Here is a 21,073-nt window from a genome sequence, read left to right as displayed (position 1 = left end):
AGGCTGACAAGCATGAGCGATAATACTGTCTACGATTCCACCATGCCCGCACCGGCCCGTGGCGAGGAAGCCGGCTCCCCCCTGCGCGTGGCCGTCATAGGTGCGGGGCCTGCAGGGGTCTACGCCTCTGACATCCTGCTGCGGCAGCTTCGGGAAAAGGGAGTAGACCTGGGCCTGGGCGACCGGGCCCGGATCGACCTGTTCGAGAAGCTGCCCGTTCCCTTCGGTCTGGTCCGTTACGGCGTGGCCCCGGATCATCCCAGCATCAAGTACATCGCCGGCGCCTTGGAGAAGACGCTGGACAACCCCGAGATCCATCTCTATGCGGATGTGGAGTTCGGCAAGGACGTCAACCTGGATGATCTGCTTGAACGCTACGATGTGGTGCTCTTCGCCACCGGCGCTGTGGACGACCGCCCCTTGGAGATTGCCGGGCATGAGCTTGATGGCGTTCACGGGGCCGCCCACTTTGTCGAATGGTATGACGGCTATCCCGACGCTGACCAGGACTGGCCCCTGGATGCCAGGCAGGTGGCCGTCATCGGAGGCGGGAACGTGGCCATGGATGTCTCCAGAATCCTGATGCGGCGGGCCGACGACCTGCTGGGCACCGACATCCCCGATAACGTCTACCAGGGGATTCAGGGCAACCAGGCTCGCGAACTGCACATGTTCATCCGTCGCGGACCAGCCCAGGCCAAGTTCTCGGTCCAGGAGCTGCGCGAGCTGGAGAAGCTGCCCGGAGTGCAAATCGTCATCGACGAGGAGGACTTCGACCTGGATCAGGAGACCATTGACCGGGCCGGTGCCGACAAGCTGACCAGGCAGATGCTGGAGGAGCTCTTCACCATCAGGGAGATGGCCGAGGACATGGCTGAGGACGGCGGCGTCGACTTCGAGGGCAACCCCGCCGACCGCCGTTTCTATATGCACTTCTACCGGATGCCAGCCGCTATCATCGGCCAGGACGGCAAGGTGACCGGCATTCGGGTGGAGAAGACCAAGGTCACGCCCGAGGGCACCATGGAGGAGACCAGCCAGTACGAGGAGTACCCAGTTCAGGCCGTCTACCATGCCATCGGCTACAAGCCGGCTGAAGTTCCCGGCATTCCCTACGATTTCGCCGGCTATACCCTCTCCAACGTCCACGGTCGTGTGACCACTGCTCCCGAGGGGCAGGACGGCCGACCCATCGACCGTCTCTACGCCACGGGTTGGGCCAAGAGGGGACCTGTGGGTCTGATCGGATCCACCAAATCCGATGCCCTGGAGACCATTGGCAACATGCTGGATGACCTGGCTGCCAGCCCGACTCGTGGCCGCTTCGCCAAGGACCGTGACGACGATTCGATTGATCGCTTCCTGGCGGACAAGGGCATCCAGCCCATCGACTTCGCCGGCTGGAAGCGGGTCGATGCCTATGAGCGGGCCGAGGGCGCCAAGGTCGGACGCGAGCACATCAAGGTCATCGACCCAGACCAGCTCCGCCAGCTCGCCCACGGCGAGTAGACGATCGCTCTTAGGTCGTCGGTGGCAGTGGCAGGGCCTGGATGAGGTGCATGAATCCTCACCCAGGCCCTGTTTTCTTGGTATGCCCTACTGGGTGCTTACGGCAGACGGATAGGCCTGGTGCAGCTATCATTGTCATTAGAGCCCCTCACGGAATCGAAGGAGCGTGACATGGCTAATCTGACTCTCTATCCGGCCACCCTCCAGTGGGCCGTTGAGGAGAGCGATGCCGATCCAGTGGCCCTGTCTCAGCGCCGGGGACTTGGCCAGTTGCCGGATTGGCTGGAATCCAAGGAACCCGTATCCGTATCCTTCAACAAGGTTGAGCAGCTCAGCAGGGCCCTGCATGTGCCCTTCGGTGCCCTGGTCAGGTCGGTTGTGCCCCAGCGTCGCCTTGAGCCTCTGGTTCGTTACCGGACCGTAGGCAACACGTCTGTGCAGCCCAGCAAAAACCTGCAGGACACCATCGACCAGATGCGATTCAGGCAGGAGTGGGCCAGGGATGAATTGCTTGAGTCCGGCTTGGATGCCAACCCGCTAGTCGGTTCGGTGCGCGATGCCGAGCAGGACGATTCCCTGGCTGATGCGCTTCGCTCCACCCTTGGGCTGGATGGGCGCTCTGCCTGGGAGGGCGGCAATTCCAGCGACCGTTTCCGTCAGCTCAAGGAACGCGCCTCCCATGCGGGCATCATGATCATGCTCAACTCCCAGGTGGGTTCCGTGAGTTCTCGAAAGCTGGATCTTCAGGAGTTCAGGGGATTCGTGCTGATCGACGATATGGCTCCGCTGGTGTTCATCAACAGAAATGATTCCTTTGACGGCATGATCTTCACCTTGATTCACGAGGTGGGGCACGTACTGCTGGGCACTCAGGAGCTCTTCGACGGCATTGACGGCCAAGGGGACCGCAAGGCCATGGAGCGCGCGATAAACCGCGCAGTGGTAAAGGCCGTGATTGACGATGAGCGCTTCCGGCGGCTCTGGCAGGAGAAGCTGGACGAGGGCCAAGAGCCGGCGGACGCCGCGGAGTCCATAGCTGACGACTTCCATCTGAGCCCTCTTGCCATGGGGATACAAGCCCATCAGCTCGGCTTGACTGGCGAGGATACGCTTGAGGAGCTGCAGGCACGAATGAATCGGCATCTTCATGACAGGGCCGTCCACCGTCAGGAGCGGGAATCCCGCGGTAATGGCAACAGAACCAATGCCTCCAGGGTCGATACCGGTTTCGTCCGCCTGGTCAATGCCGCTATGGACGGGGGAAGACTGGCTCCGACTGAGGGCTTCGACCTGGTGGGGGTGCGTTCCCCGCAGTCTTATCAGGGGTTGATTCGTGAAAAGAAGCTGATATGACCGCTACCCTCTACCTGCCTGATTCCAACGTCTTCATCGCCTCCTACCGGCTCAACCATCCTTTCGACTACAAGGAGTTCCATCCCTTCTGGCGATGGATGGAAAAGCTGGCTGAGGACAGGGCGATCGCTTTGGTGGATGTTGTCTACGACGAGCTGGTCAACGAGCAAGCAGCTGATCCCGATATGCTGAATCTTTGGGTGCGTGCAGTGTTCAAAGGCCGCCAAATAAGTCATAAGGATGACAGGTATGGGCAGGTTTATGCGCAAATCCAGGATTATCTGGTCACCTGCGGGCAGTATACGGAAGAGTCGCGCCAATACTGGGAGTCAGAGAGCAAGGCGGATCCCTGGCTGATCGCCGTGGCCAAGGTCGAGGGAGCAGTCATCGTGACGGATGAGGCCCGGGTTCCGCTGCAGCAGGGGCAGCACATGAAGAAAGAGCCCAAGATCCCTAACATCGCAGACCAGTTTGGGGTAAAGACCATGAATCTCCGTCGGTTCTTCGATGAAAACGGGAGATTGAAGAAAGCCCGGTATGTTCCTAAGCCTCATGACAAGAAGAGCGGAGATCCAATCGTATTGTTCTGAAATGGAGAGGGGACATCGCCAGCCTCATCTTTTCAGCGGTCGTTCAGCAAAAATTCAGCGGTATTGTCTACCATAGAATTCATGAATGGCAAGCTGAAGGTTCACGGACATTTCAACGGCCTGAAAACGACGCTTTTGTTCGCCCTCATGTGGGCCGTTATTATGCTCATCTGGTGGCTGACCGGCGGTCGCCAGGGGACGCTGGGCATCTATATCCTCATAGGCCTGGCCACCACTTTCGGATCCTACTGGTTCTCCGACAAGGTGGCGATCGCCTCCATGCATGCCCGGCCGGTCAGTGAGCAGGAGGCTCCCGACCTTTATCGGATTGTCCGAGAGCTGTCGGGGAGGGCCGGCAAGCCCATGCCCCGCATCTACATCGCCCCCACCGACTCGCCCAACGCTTTCGCCACAGGCCGTAACGAGCGCCATGCCGCCGTCTGCTGCACCCAGGGGATCCTGCGCATCCTCAACGAGCGTGAGATCCGCGGAGTGCTGGGCCACGAGCTCATGCACGTCTACAACCATGACATTCTGACCTCTGCTGTGGCTTCGGCCATGGCCACGGTCATCACCTACCTGGGATACTCCCTCATGTATTTCGGTGGCGATAGCCGGGACAGGGATAACGATTCCGGCGTCTTCGGCCTCCTGGGCGTGCTGATCAGCTCGATTCTGGCCCCCCTGGGCGCCTCCCTGATCCAAATGGCGATTTCGCGCACCCGTGAGTATGACGCCGACGAGGACGGCAGTCGGCTGACCGGAGACCCGGCGGCTCTGGCATCGGCGCTGAACAAAATATCCTACGGGTCTCAGGCCACACCTATGCCTCAGACCGCCGGCACCCAGAGTGCCGCTGCCATGATGATAGAAAATCCCTTCTCGGTCAGGGGATTCAGCAGGCTTTTCTCCACCCATCCGCCCACCGATGAGCGCATAGCCCGCCTGATGCAGATGAGCCAGGAGATGGGACAGCAGACCCAGGTGAATTCCGGGCGTGGAACCCAGGTGGGGTACTGAGAGATCAACGGACTCATGCGCCTGCTGATAGCGGTGGTCCCTTCCCGCTGTCCTGGTCGATAATTTCGGAAACCGTCAAAAGGGTCAGACATTAGGCCGCGCCCTTCTGACGGTTTCCGCCTTAGTGCCCCAAGTTGCGAAGAATCCTGCTCGTCATAGAGGCAACGAGGAACCCGAGGCTTTTAGGTTATCCGTGCTTTAGATCTGAATTCTGCGCCCGTTGCAGACCACGGTTTTGACGGACCAGTCGGCCGGATTCAGGAGGAGGAGGTCGGCCGCATAGCCGGGTGCCAGCAGACCCAGCGGGGCATCGGTGATGGGGTTGGGACGGTCCAGCCCCAGGGCCCGGGCAGGTGTCAGAGTGGCGGCTTCCACTGCCTGTGGGGCTGGGACGCCAATGTATCGGACGGCTCTGCCGACCGCTACATCCAGGGTTAGCGTTGAACCAGCGATTGCTCCGTTGGAGGTCAGGCGGGCGTGGCCTCCCTTCACGGTTACATCCAGGGAACCCAGCTTGTAGGCGCCGTCCTCGCAGCCGGTGGCCTCCATGGCGTCGGTGACCAGGGCTATCCGATGGGGGAAGAGCCTGAAGGCCAGATCGACGCAGGGGTCCTGTACATGGAAACCGTCGTTGATCAGCTCGGCCGTGACCCGGGGGTCCTCCACAGTGGCCGGAATGGGTCCTGGCTGACGGTGGTGGATGCCGTTCATGGCGTTGAAGACGTGAGTGAGTATGCGGGCGCCGGCATCGAAGGCGCGGCGGGTCTGGTCGTAGTCGGCATCGCAATGGCCGACCGCAGGCACTACACCGGATCCGGCCAGTCGAGATATGGCCTCGTAGCCATGGTCGCGCTCGGGGGCCAGCGTCACTTGGCGTATGCAACCGTCGGCGGCCTCCAGGAGACTGTCGAGAACAGCGGGTTCAGGGTCGCGCAGGCACTTGGGATCGTGCGCCCCTTTACGGGAGAGGGCAATAAAGGGCCCTTCCAAGTGGGCGCCCAGCACGTCGGGTCTGGAGTCCATGACCCGCCTGACCGAGCGCAGATTGGTGCACATCGTGTCGACCGGGTTGGTGATCAGGCTGAGCACCTGCCTGGTGGTTCCATGGACCATATGGCAGGCCCTGGCTGTGCGAATGGCCTCGTCCCCGTCATCGAAGGAGTGAACCCAGCCGCCGTGGGAGTGGATGTCGATGAACCCGGGGGTGAGGATGAAGCCGGTCGCATCGATGAACTCTACACCGTCCGCATTCACGTCATGGTTATCGGATCCAGGCTGGAAGGAGGGGGGCAGGCTGGCCAGGCCAGCGGCCCTGAGGGCGGATTCCAGGCTCTCCCGGCCTTGTCCGACCTGCTTAATCCTGCCCTCTAGGGCCAAAATCCAGCTATCTTCCCTGATTCCTCGAGCGTCTATCAGTCTTGCGCCGGTCAGGACAAGGGGATAGGCCGGTCCATTCAGGGATGACTCGACCGCGAGCCCAGCCGACTCGTATGCCTCCTTGGACATGTTTGGTCCGCCTTCTAGATGGACTGCCAGTCAGGCTTGTTGGCATAGGCCCACTTGTAGTAGTCGCGGTTGCGCAGGCGGGAGGCGGCGGCCTCGTCCACGATCACGGTGGCGTGGGGGTGCATCTGGAGGGCGGAGGCTGGGCAGAAGGATGATATGCCACCTTCCACGCTCTCGGCCACGGCTTCCGCCTTGCCGGCCCCGAAGGCCAGGAGGACCAGCTGGCGTGCCTTGAGGATGGTTCCGATTCCCTGGGTGATGCAGTGGGTGGGCACCTGGTCCATGTCATTGTCGAAGAATCGGGCGTTGTCGATGCGGGTCTGTTCGGTCAGGGTCTTGATGCGGGTGCCTGAAGCCAGAGATGATCCGGGCTCGTTGAAGCCGATGTGCCCGTCGGTGCCGATGCCCAGGATCTGCAGGTCGACGCCGCCGGCATCCTCGATGGCCTGGTCGTACACGCGGCCAGCGTCCTTGATGGTGTCCAGGTTTCCATTGGGCACCTTCACTTTGGCAGGGTCCAGGCCCAGAGGCTCGACCACGGTCCGGTCGATGGTGGACCGGTAGGACTGGGGATGGGCCGGATCCAGCCCCGCATACTCGTCCAGGGCGAAACCGCGCACCTGGGAGACGTCGATCCCCTCCTTGTGGACCAGTTCGGCCAGCGCCTGGTATGCCGCCAGGGGGCTGGATCCCGTGGCCAGACCCAGCACGCAGTCAGGCTTGCGCCGGATCAGGTCGGCCGTGCAGCGGGCATAGATTTGGCCGGCTTCCTCCTGGGACTTGACGATGATGATTTCGGTCATGATGCGATTTCCTTTCCAATAAGCTCAGATGGGCGGCTGTCGGCAGCTATGCGCCCTGCCAGGGCGGCGCCGATGGCTGCGATGGGCAGGTCGGCCGGAGCCAGCCGCAGCCGGTCGGGCAGACTCAGCGAGGCGATGAAGTGGCTGCAGGCCGCGCTCCTGTTCAGATGCTCGGTGACCAGATTCAGCAGGGGCTGGCCGGTTCTGCTCATGCCGCCGCCCAGGATGATGACTGCAGGATCGACGGTCAGGGCCACGATCTGTACGGCCGAGGCAATGCCATGGCCGATGATGTCTTCGACTTTCTGGGCACGCTGATTCCCCTGGCTTGCCTGGGCGATCAGGTCGGGCAGGGGGTGGGCGATTCCCGGCCAGAGGGCTTCCACGGCCGAGCCTGAGGCTACCGTTTCCAGGCAGCCGCACTGGCCGCACTTGCAGGGGAACTGGTGGGCATCCACCGAGATGTGGCCAATTTCGCCGATTGCCCCGCTGGCTCCATGCTCGATTCGGCCCTCGCGGATGATGCCTGCTGCCAGACCTGTGCCTAGGTTGATGAAGGCCACTACGTGGTCATCCTGGTCAGGCAGGGCCCTGGGTTCGTCACGTCCGGGCTCTGATGCGGAACGCCGGGCCTGGTCCCGGGCAGCCTGGGAGCGGGGTGTGGCTCCAGGTGCTATCAGGGTGTTGCCAGCCTGCGAGGCGGCTCCCAGAGCAGCGATGTTGACATCGTTCTCGACGCGGACGGGCAGTCCGGTCGTCTTGGCAACGGCTGGACCCAGAGCCATGTGGCGGATGCCCAGGTTGACCGCGTCATCCACCATCCCTCGATTGGCATTCACGCGTCCCGGGATGCCCAGGCCTACGGTGACCATACCTTTGTTCGGGTTCACCTGATCCAGCAGGTGGCGGATAAGTGTCACTGTGTCGTCATGAACCGCTTGGTTGCCCTCGTGCGTGGGGACTCGATGGCAGGCCAGCAGGTGTTCGTCACCATCGATGGCCACGCCCTCGATCTTGGTGCCGCCGATGTCGATTCCCAGGCTGATCGGGCCGGTCTGGACGCTATCTGTGTCTGCCTTGGGATGCGGGGTCGATGTTGCCATGGGGTTTCAGCGGGCCTGGTTCTGGTTCGTCCGTTCCTGTCCGCAGGCCTGCTTGATGGCCGTAGCGATGGAGACCGCCGGGTCGTTGTAGGGGATCAGGGTGGACTGGAAGGCGTGGTAGAGGTCGGACTTGCCGGGCCAGACCGTGCCGATCACGTGGTTGCCGGCATCCAGCTGATGCCACCAGGATCCGCCCTGGTGGTCGATCAGATAGTGGTCTACGTAGCTGCAGAAGGTGGCGTACCAGTCGGCGTAGGTGGCCTTGCCGGTGGCTGCGTAGAGGGTGGATGAGGTGTTGAGGGCCTCGGCCAGGGTCCAGTGCATGCGGTCGTGGACCACCGGGCGGCCCTGCCAGTCCGTGGTGTAGACCAGGCCCTCGGCTCCATCGGCAGCCCAGCCATCCTGAACAGCCCTGGCGAACAGGTGCTCGGCTGCTTCGATGTAGCGGCGGCGGTCGGCCTCCTGATCGAACCTGCTTAATGCGTACTGGGTGATCAGCCTGGCCCATTCGATCCCGTGGCCCGGTGTGGCTCCGTAAGGCTTGAACTGGTCGGCCTTGTTGTCCTGGTTGTAGTCCAGGTCGGCCTGCCAGTCGCTGTTGAAATGCTCGGGAATGCGCCACTGGTTGTTCTCGGCCCAGCTGATGACCTGGTCGATGATGCGCCCGGCGCGCTCGCGGTAGACCTCCTTGCCAGTGGCGTCGGCCACGGCCAGGAAGGCCTCGGTGCTGTGCATGTTGGCGTTAAGCCCCCGGTAGGGGTCCAGCCGGGTGAAGCTGCTGTCCCAGGTGTCCACGGCCAGGCCCTTGTCGTCATCCCAGAAGTAGCGGTTGAAAATCTCCAGCGCCTGATCCAGCAGGTCTTGTCCATCAGGATCGCCGGCCAGCATGGCTGAGGAGGCAGCCAGAACCACGAAGGCGTGGGTGTAACAGGACTTGCCGCTCTCGGGCTGCCCCTGCCAGGAGACCGAAGGGTACCAGCCGCCGTGTTCGTCGTCGTGCAGGTTGCCTTGAAGGGCTTGAACGCCGCGGTGGACCAGCTCTGATGCCCCCGGGTAGCCCAGGAGGCTGCCGATGGCGTAGACGTGGGTCATCCGGCAGGTGATCCAGGTTTGGATTCCCTGCTCGGGGTCGATGGTGCCGTCGTCATTGAGCCAGCCGGCGCCGCCCTGCTCGGTGGGGAACCCACGCCCGAAGTCCAGGAAACCGTAGGTCTGCGAGGCCATGAAGATGCGGTTGGCCTCGTTGCCCAGCAGGTATCGGGGATTGGTAGCGGCCGGTGAGGCTCCCGAATGGTTCGGTGTCATGGTCATGGCGATCGCTCCTTTGCTCAGTGAGGGGATGCAGCTGTTTCTGGTATCTGTTCACAGCCTAACACGCAATTGTTAGGAAACTGAACTTTTTACTTGCTGCCCCCGTGGTCTTGTCTGCGATGCTATTGCGCGGCCTTGAAAACGAAAGGCTTTGATGCTGCCATGGCGAGATCTGGAGCTGCCCGGACAAGGAAGTTTACAATATAAGAAGCAAGCATGGATGGGCATGGTCACGGGGTTCAAGGCCCAATCCCCATGGCGGGTCCCCGTTCCCGCATTATCTATCGTCAGGCGAATTATGACCAGCAATACCGGCAACCTGTCCAAGGCGCTGCCCAAGTCGGTGCGGCATCACAACCGAGCCATCCTGCTCAGGCTGCTTTATCCCGATGTCAGTATGACCAGGGCTGATCTGGCTCGTGCATCAGGGCTGACCAGGGTCGCCATATCGGACATCGTGGCCGAGCTGCTGGGCGAGCATCTGCTCATGGAGGTGGGTTATAGCAAATCCACCGGGCCGGGCAAGCGGGGACGGCTGCTGCGCATCAATCCTGACGGGCGCAGCATCCTGGCCCTGGATCTTTCCACGCCCTACGTCTTCAGAGGGGCGGTGCTTAACCTGACCGGGCAGGTGGTCGCGCGTGAGGAGATCCCGCTGACTGCTGACGGCAAGGTTCCCCTGGACTTGGTGGGGGAGCTGACCGATTCGTTGATGCAGCGGGCAGCTCATCCCATTATGGGCATCGGCGTATCCAGTCCCGGCATCGTCAGTGCTGAAGGCGTGGTGGATGATGCCACCAACCTTGGCTGGGTTCAGACCGACCTGCGCGGCTATCTGCATGAGAAGACAGGCCTGGATGTGACAGTCAACAACGATGCCAACAACGAGGTTCTGGCCGAGCAGCAGTTCGGCTCAGGACAGTCCGACCTATTGCTGGTCCATCTGGGCGACGGAGTTGGGGCAGGATTGCTGGTTTCCGGCGAGCTGGTGACCGGTTGCAACCGCGCGGCCGGCGAGATTGGCCATGTGGTGGTGGACCCCACCGGTCCTCAGTGCCGCTGCGGCAAGCGCGGCTGCTTGGAATCGCTGATCAGCGTTCCTAAGCTGACTGCTGCAATGGACAGGGATCCTGACAATCTGGCCAGCATTCTGCGCCGAGCCGGTGAACTGCTGGGCCGTGCCCTGACCATGCCTGCCGGCCTTATGGACATTCCTCGTGTGGCGGTCCTTGGCGACTCCAGAGTGGTCAACCGCATCTTCCTGAGCGCCATGGAGAAGACCATGAACGATGCCTTGGCCGCTGATTTCCGGCGGCCCCTTGTGGTCGATCGCTCGGCCCTAGGTGAGGATGCCGCCTTGCTCGGGGCCTGCAGCACAGTGGTGGCCGATCTGATTGACCCTGACGGCACCGTCTGAAAGTGGATCGAAGACCTGTCGCGCAACCGTGCCCGGAGTTGGTGATTCGCGCACTTCGCCGAGACCTGCTACCATGGTGACTCGCATGCGGTTGGCCGAGGTCAGACCCCGGTAGCCGGATTTGCGGGCGTAGTTCATTGGTAGAATGGAAGCTTCCCAAGCTTCAGAGGCGGGTCCGATTCCCGTCGCCCGCTCTCGCAAGAAACATTGGAATGCCGAAGAAGGCGATGGTTTCTATTTTCCTATTCATAAATAAAATAAACACAAGTGTTCTAACTATGATTCAGTCATGAGAGGATCAAAATTGACTGCTTTAGAGACCGCTGCAGTATCTCTCACACAACTAGTCGCAAAGTCTGTTGGCGATGGGGTTCTTTCAAAGGTGAAAGCGATTAAACTGCAAAAAGATCAGAATGCAATGGCTAATGCATATGATGCAATTATCAACGATTTAGTGCAGGATCGGGCTGAAGCTATAAGGATAGCCCAAGCGTACAAGACAGAGGTGGATAGGATTGAAATCAGCGATGATGACATCAACCATTTGCATAATACTATAGAAAAACTGATTAGAATTTTCGGTAAATATGATGCTGAATTTACGGAGACCGCAGATCAAATAAATGCACTTATCTCGGTGGATACGCTCAAAGCCATACAGCTTCTGGGCTTTAACTATAAAGAAGCAATTGGAGAGCCGCTAACAAGAATATGTGCAGATGCAATTCAAAAGAGCTTATCTAGGAAAATTACAGTTGGTTAGCAACTAGTTTTTATCGACACCTTTAAGGAGCAGGAGTCTGATCAACGCGTTTTCCCAGAAGGATTCGCAGTTCATGGCATGTATAAGTACACATGTGGATCTGTTGAGGGTCTGCAAGTTCGCCTGCACTACGCCTTGACACTTTGTGACTTGTGCAATAGTTTCCGCAGTGCGGGCCATCTTGTGGTTTCAAGCGCATTAGTGGGCACGATTGTTTCTTGTTAACTACATATAACTGTTCGTCACTATCCGGGGTGAAGTGACTTTCAGCATCTACAAATGTCTAGGTTAGATTTCGGCTGGTCAGAATTTGACGCAATAGAGATGGTCTGGACGATTTAAGAATATTAGAGGCCCATCTAAAGATATAGTTTCGATTTTACAGACTGATCTATAACTTTTTCGGTTTGTAGTTGCGCTCACTAGCATAGGCATTTTGCCATTTATATTTGCCCTCTCTCTTCTAAAGTTGTTTTAGCGCAAATGCTGTTTCTTCAGACTCTTTATAGTTCGTGATACTAGGAGAAAAAGGATTTCTTTTGCAAAATCAGTATCTGACAATATTCCTGAAAATTCTGGAGTGTCGAAGCACGGTGCCTCAGGTCCGGCAGTGGAAGATGAGGGGGTACAGGGAAGTACGGAAAGGACGGCCATCATGGCTGATTATCACGTGCAATACGACGAGGATCGCGATCTCTGGACAGTCAAGCGGGCCGGGGCCTCACGAGTCTCCCGCACCTTCGCCACCAAGGCGGAGGCCACCAAGCAGGCCAAGGTCTTTGCAGACCGGTCCGGCGGTGGTGAGGTCAACATCCATAACAAGGGCGGCAACAAAATCCGCGACAAGCGCACCATAGGCAAGAAGGATCCCCGAGACATCAAGGGCTGAACTCCTCCAGTTGACTCCTGGGATTTTTCGTCGTCATCGGACATGTACTGGTGCCGAACATCGCGGCGATAAGTACCTATGCCTATAGAACTATGCCCATCCATCGGCCCAGCAGGATGTTGGGATGGTGAAGCATTGGCTGCCCTCGCCTGTCTGCATGCGTCGGCCCCCATAGACTGAAACCAACCGTGAAAGGTGGCGAGGTCGATGGCCGATGGATTCAACCAGCTGGATCAGCGGCTGGCGGACAGCGGGTATGACGAGGGTCTGCCGGCCTCCTATCCTCCTCGCCCTGATATTGATGAGCGCCCTATTCAGATAGCCCATGCCAACATCTGGAGTCGGTTTGCGGCAGTCACGGGGCTGGTCTCGGCTCTGGCGGGCGCGGCCTTGCTGGCCCATGCCATAGCCCCCTCCAGGCTGGGGGTCATAGGCCAGGTGGGCATCTCAGCCTGGGTGGGCGTCTCTGTGGCCTTTGCCCTCTTGACCGTAATCCTGGTCGTCATAGCCCGTCACTCCGGAACAGTCCCGAACCGGCCGTCGGTAGGCTCGGCGGGCATTATTCTTCTGATCTGCGGAATGCTCTTGACCGTGGCAGGCCTGCTCATCGCCAACTCTTTTCCCAAGGGCATCATCAAGGTTCCTGCGCGTGACGAAGCGCCCATCAGCTCGGCTCAGGCTATGACCGACGGTATCGACAAGGCTGTCGGTCAGTGCGCTTCGGGTTGGCATGACATCGGCCTGGACGGGTATGTGGGCATCTCCCAAGCCCGGTATTGCACCGATACGACCATGGCCTACGTGGTTTTCGACAACGATTCAGCAGCTTCCTTGGCCAAGGGGCCTATCCGCGCCCGCGTGCCTGACCTGCTCTCCCGTTACGGAGGCGGGTTGCAGCCCCAGGATCTATGGCTGCTGACCGGCAAGCGCTGGATGGTCGTGGGCAGCAAGACCCAGGTGACCGGACTGCAGGGCCAGTGGGGTGGCCGGGCCGAGCCGCTCATGAGCCAGCAGTGAATGACCGGACCAGTCGACTATCGTGGCAGGTATGGATCAAGCACAAAAGGATGACGGCGGATTGGTGGGTCGGCCCTCCACGGTGGTGCCCGGACGTTTTGGGCAGGAGCTCAAGGTCGAGCAGGTCCAGTGGTCACGCAAGCAGGGCACTGGCAACCCCTCGCGGCCTATTTTTGTACTCATGCACGGCTGGGGCTCCAACGAGGAGGACATGGCTGACCTGATGCGCTACGTGGCCCCCTACAACGACTACGCCTCCCTGCGGGCGCCCATGGTGGTGCCAGGCAGCGAGCGCGGCATGTTCGGCCCGGGCTACACCTGGTTTCACGATATGCGCCCCGAGCAGGAGGATCTGGATCGGGATGGCTATGCAGCAGCTCGGGCTATAGACAATTGGGTAGCCGCCAACATCCCCGAGGAGAGACCTGTGGTGGCCATGGGCTTCTCCCAGGGAGCCATGCTGGCTGTTCATCTGCTTCGGATCAACCCTGAGCGCTACCGGGCCTCCATATGCCTGTCCGGGTTCCTGGCCCCAGGCCTGGTGTCCGGCACTGCTCCGGCGGATGAGCGTCTGGCTGGCTTGAACAAGCCGGTCTTTCTGGGTTTCGGCTCGGATGACACCACGGTGCCCAAGTACGAATTCCGGGCCCTGGCCGCCTGGCTGGACGAGCACGTCTGGCTGCACACCACCGAGTACGATCACTTGGATCATGCCGTCGACATGCGCGAGATGAACGACCTTCGCCAGTGGCTGGGCGAGATCGACGTGACCTCGGGCCTCATGTAGATCGGCTCACAGGGCCGAGTCGGCGTCTACCTGCATGACGTAGACGTTGCGGCGCATCTTCCTGGCTGTCGTGCGCGAGATTTCCCCGGATTCAACCATGTCCTGGATCTGGCTCAACTCAATGGCGTAGCCCTCGCGCTTGGCTTCCTCCACCTGATCCCTGATAGCGGGCATGCCCGCGTATTCGGTCTTGCCCTCCGCCGAGGATTCGATCATCTGATGGTTGATGATGGTGTTGAGCAGGTCCTCGGTCTTGAATCGGCCCTTGCCCAGTTCGGAGTAGAGCTTTTCGATCAGGAAGTGGTTCATCTCCGCCTGCAGGTGGCGTCCGGCCACGAAGACACGGTCCTTGTCGATCGGCTGGGTCAGGTGCTTCAGGCGGTGGAACTGGCTGTGCAGCAGGCCCCTGATACGCCGACGAGCCGTGTAGGCCCTCCAGCGGATCTCTCCGCCCCTGTCCAAGTGGAAAAGGGACCCGGATATGGTGGACAGGATCCTGCGGGCGGCTTGTTCCTGGCTGCGCAGATTCAGCAGCTCCTCCTGGTCATCGCCACGTTCGCTGCGTCGGTTGATCAGCTGGGCGTCGGCATCCCTGTCGGCCACAGTCTCGGCCTCGGTGCTGGGTTCGGCTTCGGCCGCAGGCTGTGTTGATGCAGGTGCCTGCTCAATACTTGCGTTCTCGCTCTTGAGCTTTTCCTCCAGCTGATCCTGGGCCTCTTCGATCCGGCTCAGCCGCTCCTCCATGTAGTCCTGTTCCCACTCCATGGTCTGCACTTGCAGGTCCTGGAAGTCCTTGGGGGAATACTGCCCGATTCGCGACTTGAGTTTGGCAATGCGGTGGTTGTACTGCTTGATCACCTGCTGGATGGCCAGCCGGTTCTCGTCAGTGATCCTGCTGGAAAGTTCCCGGACCGTACCCCTGAGCACCTTGATGGATTTTTCGACCTGCTGGGCCGGCACCTCGCTGCTCTGTGAGGGAGCCAGCAGCGGCAGGGCGAAGTTGGCCAGCACCAGGGTGACGATGATAACCCCGGCGGCCACGAAGATCAGCTCGCTGCGCATGGGGAAGGCCGACCCGTCGTCGGTCATATAGGGAATGGTCAGGGCCAAGGATAAAGTAATGGTCCCCTTGGGGCCGCCGAAGGTCATGACGGCCGCCGACCTCAGGAGCTTGGATGTTATCCGTCGTCTGCTGCCGGTTTCATGGTCCTTGGTGAAGATCAGGACGCTGGCGGTCCAAATGAAGCGCAGCACGATCACGGTCAGGCAGACCAGGGTGATGGTGGCCACCAGCATCCAGTTGCTGACCCGCCGGTCTCGCCAGCTGGTGCCCATGGCCGCCGGCAGCAGCATGCCCAGAAGGACGAAGACCGCGCCGTTGAGGCTGAAGGAGAGCACCTTCCAGACGCTGGATGAGACGATGTTGGCCTTGGACGTATTGGGGCCTACTCCGGTGTGGTCGAAACGGACCAGCAGCCCGGTGGAGACCACGGCCAGGACCCCGGACACATGCAGGATGTTCTGCCCGACCATGTAAATCAGGAAAGGCAGGAAGAGCTCCAGCAGGATCCTGGTGGTGGTGGTCTCCCAGCCCAGGCGGCGAGCGGACTCAAAAAGCCAGTTGACCACGAAGCCCATGATCAGGCCGAAGCCGATGCCGCCCATGAACTCGAGGAAGAACTCGCCCAGGGCCTGGGGCAGGGAGAAGGATCCGGTCACGGTGGCCAGGATGGCGAACTGGAAGCCGATGACGCCGGTGGCGTCGTTGAAGAGCGATTCGCCGGCAAGAATGGAATGTTCGTCCGGTGTGAGGTCGGCGCTCTCACCTAGGGAGGAAACGGCCACGGCATCGGTGGGCCCCAGGGCGGCGCCTAGGGCCATGGCTGCAGCCAGGGGAAACATGGGCCAGGCGGCATGCAGGATGACGCCCACCATGATCATCGTCAGGGCAGCCAGGCCAATGGCCAGGGAAAGGGATGATCGCAAGCCCTTGAGCAACTCCACCTTGTTGATGGTGTGGGCCTCGTAGTAGAGCAGGGGCGCGATGAAGAGGACCATGAACAGCTCAGGATCCAGCCGCATCCGCGGGAAAATGGGCAGCAGGGCCATGACCGCGCCCAGGGCGATCTGAACCAGTGGAGTGGAGATCCGGGGAATGAATCTGGAAATGAAGGAAGAGACGAGGACGGCAGCAAGTATGCACAGAATGAGGATGAATGTTTCCACGGGCTTCCTTTCCGCCACGCAATCCCGGGCGGGCTGCCGCAGGCCCGACAAGTAGGGTTCGTTCAACCAATGAAGGAATCTTCGAGTGCAGGGTCGGATGAGGATCGACGTCGCATAGTCCATTATACGGAATGGCGATATCCAGGAACAGTATTGATGGACAATGTGCGCTAAGTTGACACCTCAAGTCAAAATGGTGGACAAACTGCGCTCGCGATAGGCGAACATTTGTGAAAATCCGACCCGGGGGATCCCCGCAAGCGCATGAAAGGCCGGCTTAATCGGTATACTCGTGAAGACCGGGAAGGCTCCGAACCTCCCAGCGGGCACTGCTTGCGACGGCTGACCATGGAGCCCCATCTCCTGACCCCGGGGATTTGCGCGCACGCTATTGTTTCCCCGACGCTTTTGGACATCCCCCGGTCCAGAAGGAAGATTGCAAGAACGACTGCAGAGGGTCGCATGCGGGGACAAATGACCGATCCGGTTTGGAAAGGCCAGGTTGACCGATGACATCATCCATGACATCTACAAATATCAAGAATCAGAACGCAGCGGCGGCAGGGGCTGACATGCGTTTCGACGACACCGACTGGCACAGCCTGGAGACCTCGGCTGTGCTGGAGACCCTGCACGCCGGGGACCAGGGTTTGGATACGCAGGAGAGCGCACGCCGACTGGAGATCTTCGGGCCCAACAGCCTGGCCGAGGCCCAGGCCAAACCCCGTTGGAAGCTCTTCCTGGAGCAGTTCGCCGGCCCCCTGATCGCCGTTCTGATGGTCTGCGGCATCATCACCATTTTTCTGCAGCACTATGTGGACGCTGCGGCCATATTCCTGGTCCTTTTCCTCAACGCCATCATCGGCTATGTGCAGGAGTCCAAGGCCGACAAGGCCGTGGAGGCCCTGACCACCCTGTCCACCCCCACCACACGGGTGGTGCGCCAGGGCCGGATGGAGCAGATTGACGCCGACCAGCTGGTCCCGGGTGACCTGGTCCTCCTGGAGAGCGGCGACCGCATCCCCGCCGACCTGCGGCTGATCGAGGCCCTCCACCTGCGCATCGACGAGGCCATGCTGACGGGTGAGAGCGAGGACGCCAAGAAGAATACGGATCCCGTGGACCGTGACGCAGCCTTGGGCGACAGGCGATGCATGGCCTTCTCAGGCACCATGGTCACCAGCGGCCGTGGCCGAGGGCTGGTGGTGGCCACCGGTTCCGACACCGAGCTGGGCGAGATCAACGATCTGGTCCATGTGGCCAAGGGCCGCACACCTTTGCAGCGGATCATCCACCGCACTGAGTTGGGCATCGCCGTCGCCGTCATCCTGGTGGCCATCTTCGTCTTCATCGGCGGAGCCATCCTCAACGGCGATGCCACGGGAGCCTTCCTGTCCGCAGTTTCCCTGGTGGTGGCCTCCATGCCCGAGGCCCTGCCCATCGTGCTGACCGTGGCCATGGCCTTGGGCGTTTCGAGGATGGCTGAATACCATGCCATCGTCCGCTCTCTGCCGGCGGTGGAGACTCTGGGCTCCATCACCGTCATCGGCTCGGACAAGACCGGCACGCTGACCCAGAACCGCATGACTGTGGAACAGTTCACCCTGGGCGGCGGCCAGCCGGTCCCCGTAGAGGGCCTGGACCTGGGCGCAGCGGCCGTATCCGACGACGACCGTATGCGCGGCCTGGCCGCCCTGGCTCGGGCCGGGGCTCTGACCAATGAGGCCCACCGGCAGCCGAATGAACAGGGCGAGATCGAATACAGCGGCGATGCGGTCGACATGGCCATGGCCCGCCTGGCCGACCAGACCGGGGCCGTGACGACTGAAGACCTGGATGCTCCTATCGTCATGGAGACCCCCTACGAGCCGGAGCTGCTGCACTCCATGACCATCCGTCGCAGCCCGGACGGCACCCTGACCCAATACGTCAAGGGCGCCCCGGACGCCGTCATGGCCATGAGCCGAACCATGCTGGATCCGGATGGTCAGGTCGTTCCCCTGGACACCCAGGCCGTCCACAAGTCCTACGAAGCCATGGGCTCCCAGGGGCTGCGCGTCATAGGCGTGGCCAGCAGGGTCCTCTCCTCTGACCAGGACCCCGCCTCCCGTCGTCGACCTGACGACCTGACCTTCCTGGGGCTTGAGGGTATGCTCGACCCGCCTCGACCCGGCGTGCGCGAGGCCATCGCCGAATGCGCAGGGGCCGGCATCCGCGTGGTCATGATCACCGGCGACCACCCGGTGACCGCGGCCGCCATAGGCCGCCGCCTGGGTCTGGAGCACACCGACCAGGCGCTGACCGGCAGCGAAATGCTGGAGATGAGCGACGAGGTCCTCCGGGCCCGTCTGCGTGAGACCTCCATCGCCGCCCGCGTCTCCCCCCAGGACAAGCTGCGCATTGTGGAGGCCCTGCAGGACGAGGGCCACGTGGTGGCTGTGACCGGCGACGGCGTCAATGACGCCCCGGCACTGAAGGCAGCTTCAGTGGGTATCGCCATGGGTCGTTCCGGCACTGACGTGGCCCGGGAGGCCAGCGATGTGGTCCTGACCGACGACAACTTCGTCACCATCACCCAGGCCGTGCGCCAGGGGAGGGTCATCTTCAAGGCCATCCGCGGGTCCGCCTACTTCCTCCTGTCCACGGCTGCAGCCGCCATGATCGCCGTCGGGGTCAATGTGATCTCCGAGGAGCCCCTGCTCTTCCTGCCCCTGCAGATGCTCTGGATCAACTTCGTGACCAACGGTGTCCAGGATATTGCCCTGGGATTCGAACCAGGCAACGGGGATGAACTGGAGTCGCCCCCACGTTCGTCTGGAGAGGGCCTGCTCTCGCGGGTGCTCTGGGCGCGACTGGCCGTCTGCGGGCTCTGGATGGCCACCTGCATCCTGGTCCTCTTCCGCCTCAACATCAACGCGGGAATGGATCTGGCCCACGCCCGGACCATCGCCCTGACCCTGCTGGTCCTCTTCAACTTCTTCGTCGCCATGTCGGCCAGGTCCGAGAACAGGCTGATCTTCCAACTCAATCCCTTGGACAACACCTTCCTTCTGGTGGCCTCGTTCGTGGCCCTGGGCATCCATGCGGGGGCCATGTATCTGGCTCCGGTTGCGGGCGTTCTGGGCATGGCTCCCTTGAGCGCAAGCCAGTGGCTTATCTGCCTGGTGATTGGGCTGACGGTCCTGATCTTCAGCGAGGGCGACAAGATGGTTCGTGCCTTCCTGGCCAAGCGTGGCATCGGCACGTCCGGGCGGCCCAAGGGCCATCTGCACCATGTGCGCCGCCGCATCGCAGGCATGATCAACTGAACCGACCTGTCGGGCTGGACTGTCAGACTGAACCCGTGCAAGAACGGTGGAAGGCGCCCATGGAGGAGGCCCTGCGGCTGGCCGGCATAGCCGGAGACCGGGGGGATGTGCCCGTGGGCGCTTTGGTCTTGGATGCCTCGGACCGGGTCATCGGTCGGGGCTTCAACCAGCGGCAGGCCCTGGGCCGTCCCCTGGCCCACGCCGAGATGGAGGCCATCGGGGAATCCGACGCGGGCTGGGATCTGGCAGGGTGCACCATGGTCGTCACCCTGGAGCCCTGCCCCATGTGTGCCGGAGCCCTGATGGCCTGCCACTTCAGTAGGGTGGTCTTCGGCGCCTGGGACCCCAAGATGGGGGCCTGCGGGTCGGTCTGGGATCTGCCCCGTGACCCGCACACCGGGTCAAAGGTCGAGGTGCTGGGCGGCGTGTGCGAACAGGCATGCGCCGGGATCCTTGCCGACTTCTTCGCCCGGCACCGCCGGGACTGAGTTCTGTTTTCAGCGGCGGTTGTGATTGGCCCTGTACCGCTGGAAGGCCGGGGTGACCTGGAGGGCCGCCCAGATGCAGCGCAGGACGATCAGGCAGAGGTAGGCGGCGAACAGATTGGCGCCCACTCGCGCGCTGACCCCTGAGGCTGCCCAGGTGCCCACCGGCGTGGTCAGAGCAGCCACGATGCCCAGAAGCAGCCCCTGACCGGCGTGCACCAGATGATGCCGCAGGTTGGTGAATGTCCCTGACAGTGAACTGGGCAGGATGGCCAGCAGGGAGGTCCCCCTGGCGATCAGGTCGCTGGCGCCCAGCAGAGCCAGGGCAGGGACCGCTATGGCTCCGCCGCCAACGCCCAGCAACCCTGACAGGGTTCCGATCAGGATGCCGACCAGCAGAATGATCAGGGCCACCGCCGGGCTCAGCTGGATGCTGCTCTCCCTGGAGGGCGTGGACAGCAGCTGCTGGGCAATGACTGCCATCAGGAAGCCCACATAGAGCCACCTGAGTATCACCTCTGGAAGCCGGTCCAGCAGCCAGGTGCCGATCTGCGCCCCGATGACCGTGCCCACGGCCAGCAGCAGGGCGGCCAGCCAGTCCACATGCCCTCCCAGGGCGTAGGAGGCCACGCCGGCCAGCGACATGGGGATCATGGAGGCTAGCGAGGTAGCCGAGGCCTGCCGTTGCTGCAGTCCGGTCCATACCAGGGCAGGCACGATGATCGATCCGCCGCCGATGCCGAACATCCCCGACAGGAATCCGCTGATCACGCCCACCAGGACAAGGATGGCCAGGGTCCGCCGGTCCATCCTTCCGGATCCGCTCTGCTCTTTCTGCATGGGTTCCAGCCTAGGTCGACGTTTTCGTTGTGATGGCAGGATGTCCGCGTGTGCGGCCATGTCTTCCAACCAGCTCTTATGTCCACCATGCGACCGTTGCCTCGGTTCCCTTCTGCCGTCTCGGCATACTGCTTGGTATCCCCCGG

General features: G+C 61.4%; 17 protein-coding genes and 1 tRNA gene. 12 read left to right on the top strand and 6 right to left on the bottom strand.

Annotation, left to right across the window (positions count from 1 at the left end; all coding sequences use genetic code 11):
* The first annotated feature begins 42 nt into the window (after nucleotides 1–42).
* The 4 genes from H3T92_RS07795 (at nucleotide 43) to htpX (ending at nucleotide 4,472) form a co-directional block, all read left to right on the top strand.
* Nucleotides 43–1,509, top strand: coding sequence for an FAD-dependent oxidoreductase (locus tag H3T92_RS07795; protein ID WP_198189845.1), 1,467 nt, complete (start codon nucleotides 43–45; stop codon nucleotides 1,507–1,509).
* 171 nt (nucleotides 1,510–1,680) lie between these two features.
* Nucleotides 1,681–2,862, top strand: coding sequence for an ImmA/IrrE family metallo-endopeptidase (locus H3T92_RS07790; protein ID WP_198189793.1), 1,182 nt, complete (start codon nucleotides 1,681–1,683; stop codon nucleotides 2,860–2,862).
* A complete protein-coding gene (locus tag H3T92_RS07785; protein WP_198189791.1) occupies nucleotides 2,859–3,452 on the top strand; it encodes a DUF4411 family protein in 594 nt (197 codons plus the stop codon). Before H3T92_RS07790 ends, H3T92_RS07785 begins: the two co-directional genes overlap by 4 nt.
* Nucleotides 3,453–3,533: 81 nt before the next feature.
* Nucleotides 3,534–4,472 (top strand): zinc metalloprotease HtpX, encoded by a 939-nt coding sequence (gene htpX, locus H3T92_RS07780; RefSeq protein WP_198189789.1) that lies wholly within the window; start codon nucleotides 3,534–3,536, stop codon nucleotides 4,470–4,472.
* A 198-nt stretch (nucleotides 4,473–4,670) separates the two neighbouring features.
* Here htpX and nagA read toward each other — a convergent pair whose 3' ends face one another.
* Genes nagA through H3T92_RS07760 form a run of 4 tightly spaced genes read right to left on the bottom strand, consistent with a single transcriptional unit; the run spans nucleotide 4,671 to nucleotide 9,195 of the window.
* Nucleotides 4,671–5,978, bottom strand: coding sequence for an N-acetylglucosamine-6-phosphate deacetylase (gene nagA / locus H3T92_RS07775; protein WP_198189787.1), 1,308 nt, complete (start codon nucleotides 5,976–5,978; stop codon nucleotides 4,671–4,673).
* Between the two features lie 14 nt (nucleotides 5,979–5,992).
* A complete protein-coding gene (gene nagB, locus H3T92_RS07770) occupies nucleotides 5,993–6,781 on the bottom strand; it encodes a glucosamine-6-phosphate deaminase (RefSeq protein WP_198189785.1) in 789 nt (262 codons plus the stop codon).
* On the bottom strand, nucleotides 6,778–7,884 hold the full coding sequence (locus H3T92_RS07765) for an ROK family protein (RefSeq protein WP_198189783.1): 1,107 nt from the start codon (nucleotides 7,882–7,884) through the stop codon (nucleotides 6,778–6,780). The genes nagB and H3T92_RS07765 overlap by 4 nt, the downstream gene beginning before the upstream one ends.
* Nucleotides 7,885–7,890: 6 nt before the next feature.
* On the bottom strand, nucleotides 7,891–9,195 hold the full coding sequence (locus H3T92_RS07760; RefSeq protein WP_198189781.1) for an AGE family epimerase/isomerase: 1,305 nt from the start codon (nucleotides 9,193–9,195) through the stop codon (nucleotides 7,891–7,893).
* A gap of 298 nt (nucleotides 9,196–9,493) precedes the next feature.
* Between H3T92_RS07760 and H3T92_RS07755 the strand changes: the two genes are divergently transcribed.
* From H3T92_RS07755 to H3T92_RS07730, 6 genes are all read left to right on the top strand, one after another.
* Entirely contained in the window at nucleotides 9,494–10,612 is a 1,119-nt protein-coding gene (locus H3T92_RS07755) for an ROK family transcriptional regulator (protein ID WP_198189779.1), read from the top strand.
* 123 nt (nucleotides 10,613–10,735) lie between these two features.
* A tRNA-Gly gene (locus tag H3T92_RS07750) sits at nucleotides 10,736–10,806 on the top strand.
* A gap of 95 nt (nucleotides 10,807–10,901) precedes the next feature.
* Complete coding sequence (locus tag H3T92_RS07745) at nucleotides 10,902–11,375, top strand: hypothetical protein (RefSeq protein ID WP_198189776.1); 474 nt, start codon at nucleotides 10,902–10,904, stop codon at nucleotides 11,373–11,375.
* Between the two features lie 655 nt (nucleotides 11,376–12,030).
* Nucleotides 12,031–12,264, top strand: coding sequence for a DUF2188 domain-containing protein (locus tag H3T92_RS07740; protein WP_144085876.1), 234 nt, complete (start codon nucleotides 12,031–12,033; stop codon nucleotides 12,262–12,264).
* Between the two features lie 207 nt (nucleotides 12,265–12,471).
* Nucleotides 12,472–13,281 (top strand): hypothetical protein, encoded by an 810-nt coding sequence (locus tag H3T92_RS07735; protein WP_144085877.1) that lies wholly within the window; start codon nucleotides 12,472–12,474, stop codon nucleotides 13,279–13,281.
* A gap of 31 nt (nucleotides 13,282–13,312) precedes the next feature.
* Complete coding sequence (locus tag H3T92_RS07730; RefSeq protein WP_180335332.1) at nucleotides 13,313–14,068, top strand: alpha/beta hydrolase; 756 nt, start codon at nucleotides 13,313–13,315, stop codon at nucleotides 14,066–14,068.
* 6 nt (nucleotides 14,069–14,074) lie between these two features.
* Here the strand turns inward: H3T92_RS07730 and H3T92_RS07725 are convergent, their stop codons facing one another.
* Nucleotides 14,075–16,294 (bottom strand): cation:proton antiporter domain-containing protein, encoded by a 2,220-nt coding sequence (locus tag H3T92_RS07725; protein WP_198189774.1) that lies wholly within the window; start codon nucleotides 16,292–16,294, stop codon nucleotides 14,075–14,077.
* A 521-nt stretch (nucleotides 16,295–16,815) separates the two neighbouring features.
* Between H3T92_RS07725 and H3T92_RS07720 the strand changes: the two genes are divergently transcribed.
* Entirely contained in the window at nucleotides 16,816–19,602 is a 2,787-nt protein-coding gene (locus tag H3T92_RS07720) for a cation-translocating P-type ATPase (RefSeq protein WP_232342028.1), read from the top strand.
* A gap of 59 nt (nucleotides 19,603–19,661) precedes the next feature.
* The gene (locus H3T92_RS07715) at nucleotides 19,662–20,090 is read left to right on the top strand and encodes a nucleoside deaminase (RefSeq protein WP_198189770.1); all 429 of its coding nucleotides are present in this window, start codon (nucleotides 19,662–19,664) and stop codon (nucleotides 20,088–20,090) included.
* Between the two features lie 9 nt (nucleotides 20,091–20,099).
* Here H3T92_RS07715 and H3T92_RS07710 read toward each other — a convergent pair whose 3' ends face one another.
* Nucleotides 20,100–20,927, bottom strand: a complete 828-nt coding sequence (locus H3T92_RS07710) for a sulfite exporter TauE/SafE family protein (RefSeq protein WP_198189768.1) — start codon at nucleotides 20,925–20,927, stop codon at nucleotides 20,100–20,102.
* Nucleotides 20,928–21,073: the final 146 nt, after the last annotated feature.

Origin of the sequence: Bifidobacterium sp. W8112, assembly GCF_016101425.1 — a bacterium.
GTDB classification, from domain to species: Bacteria; Actinomycetota; Actinomycetes; order Actinomycetales; family Bifidobacteriaceae; genus Bombiscardovia; species Bombiscardovia apousia.
The sequence above is the reverse complement of the archived record's forward strand: the minus strand, read 5'-3'. Positions and strand labels throughout refer to the sequence as shown.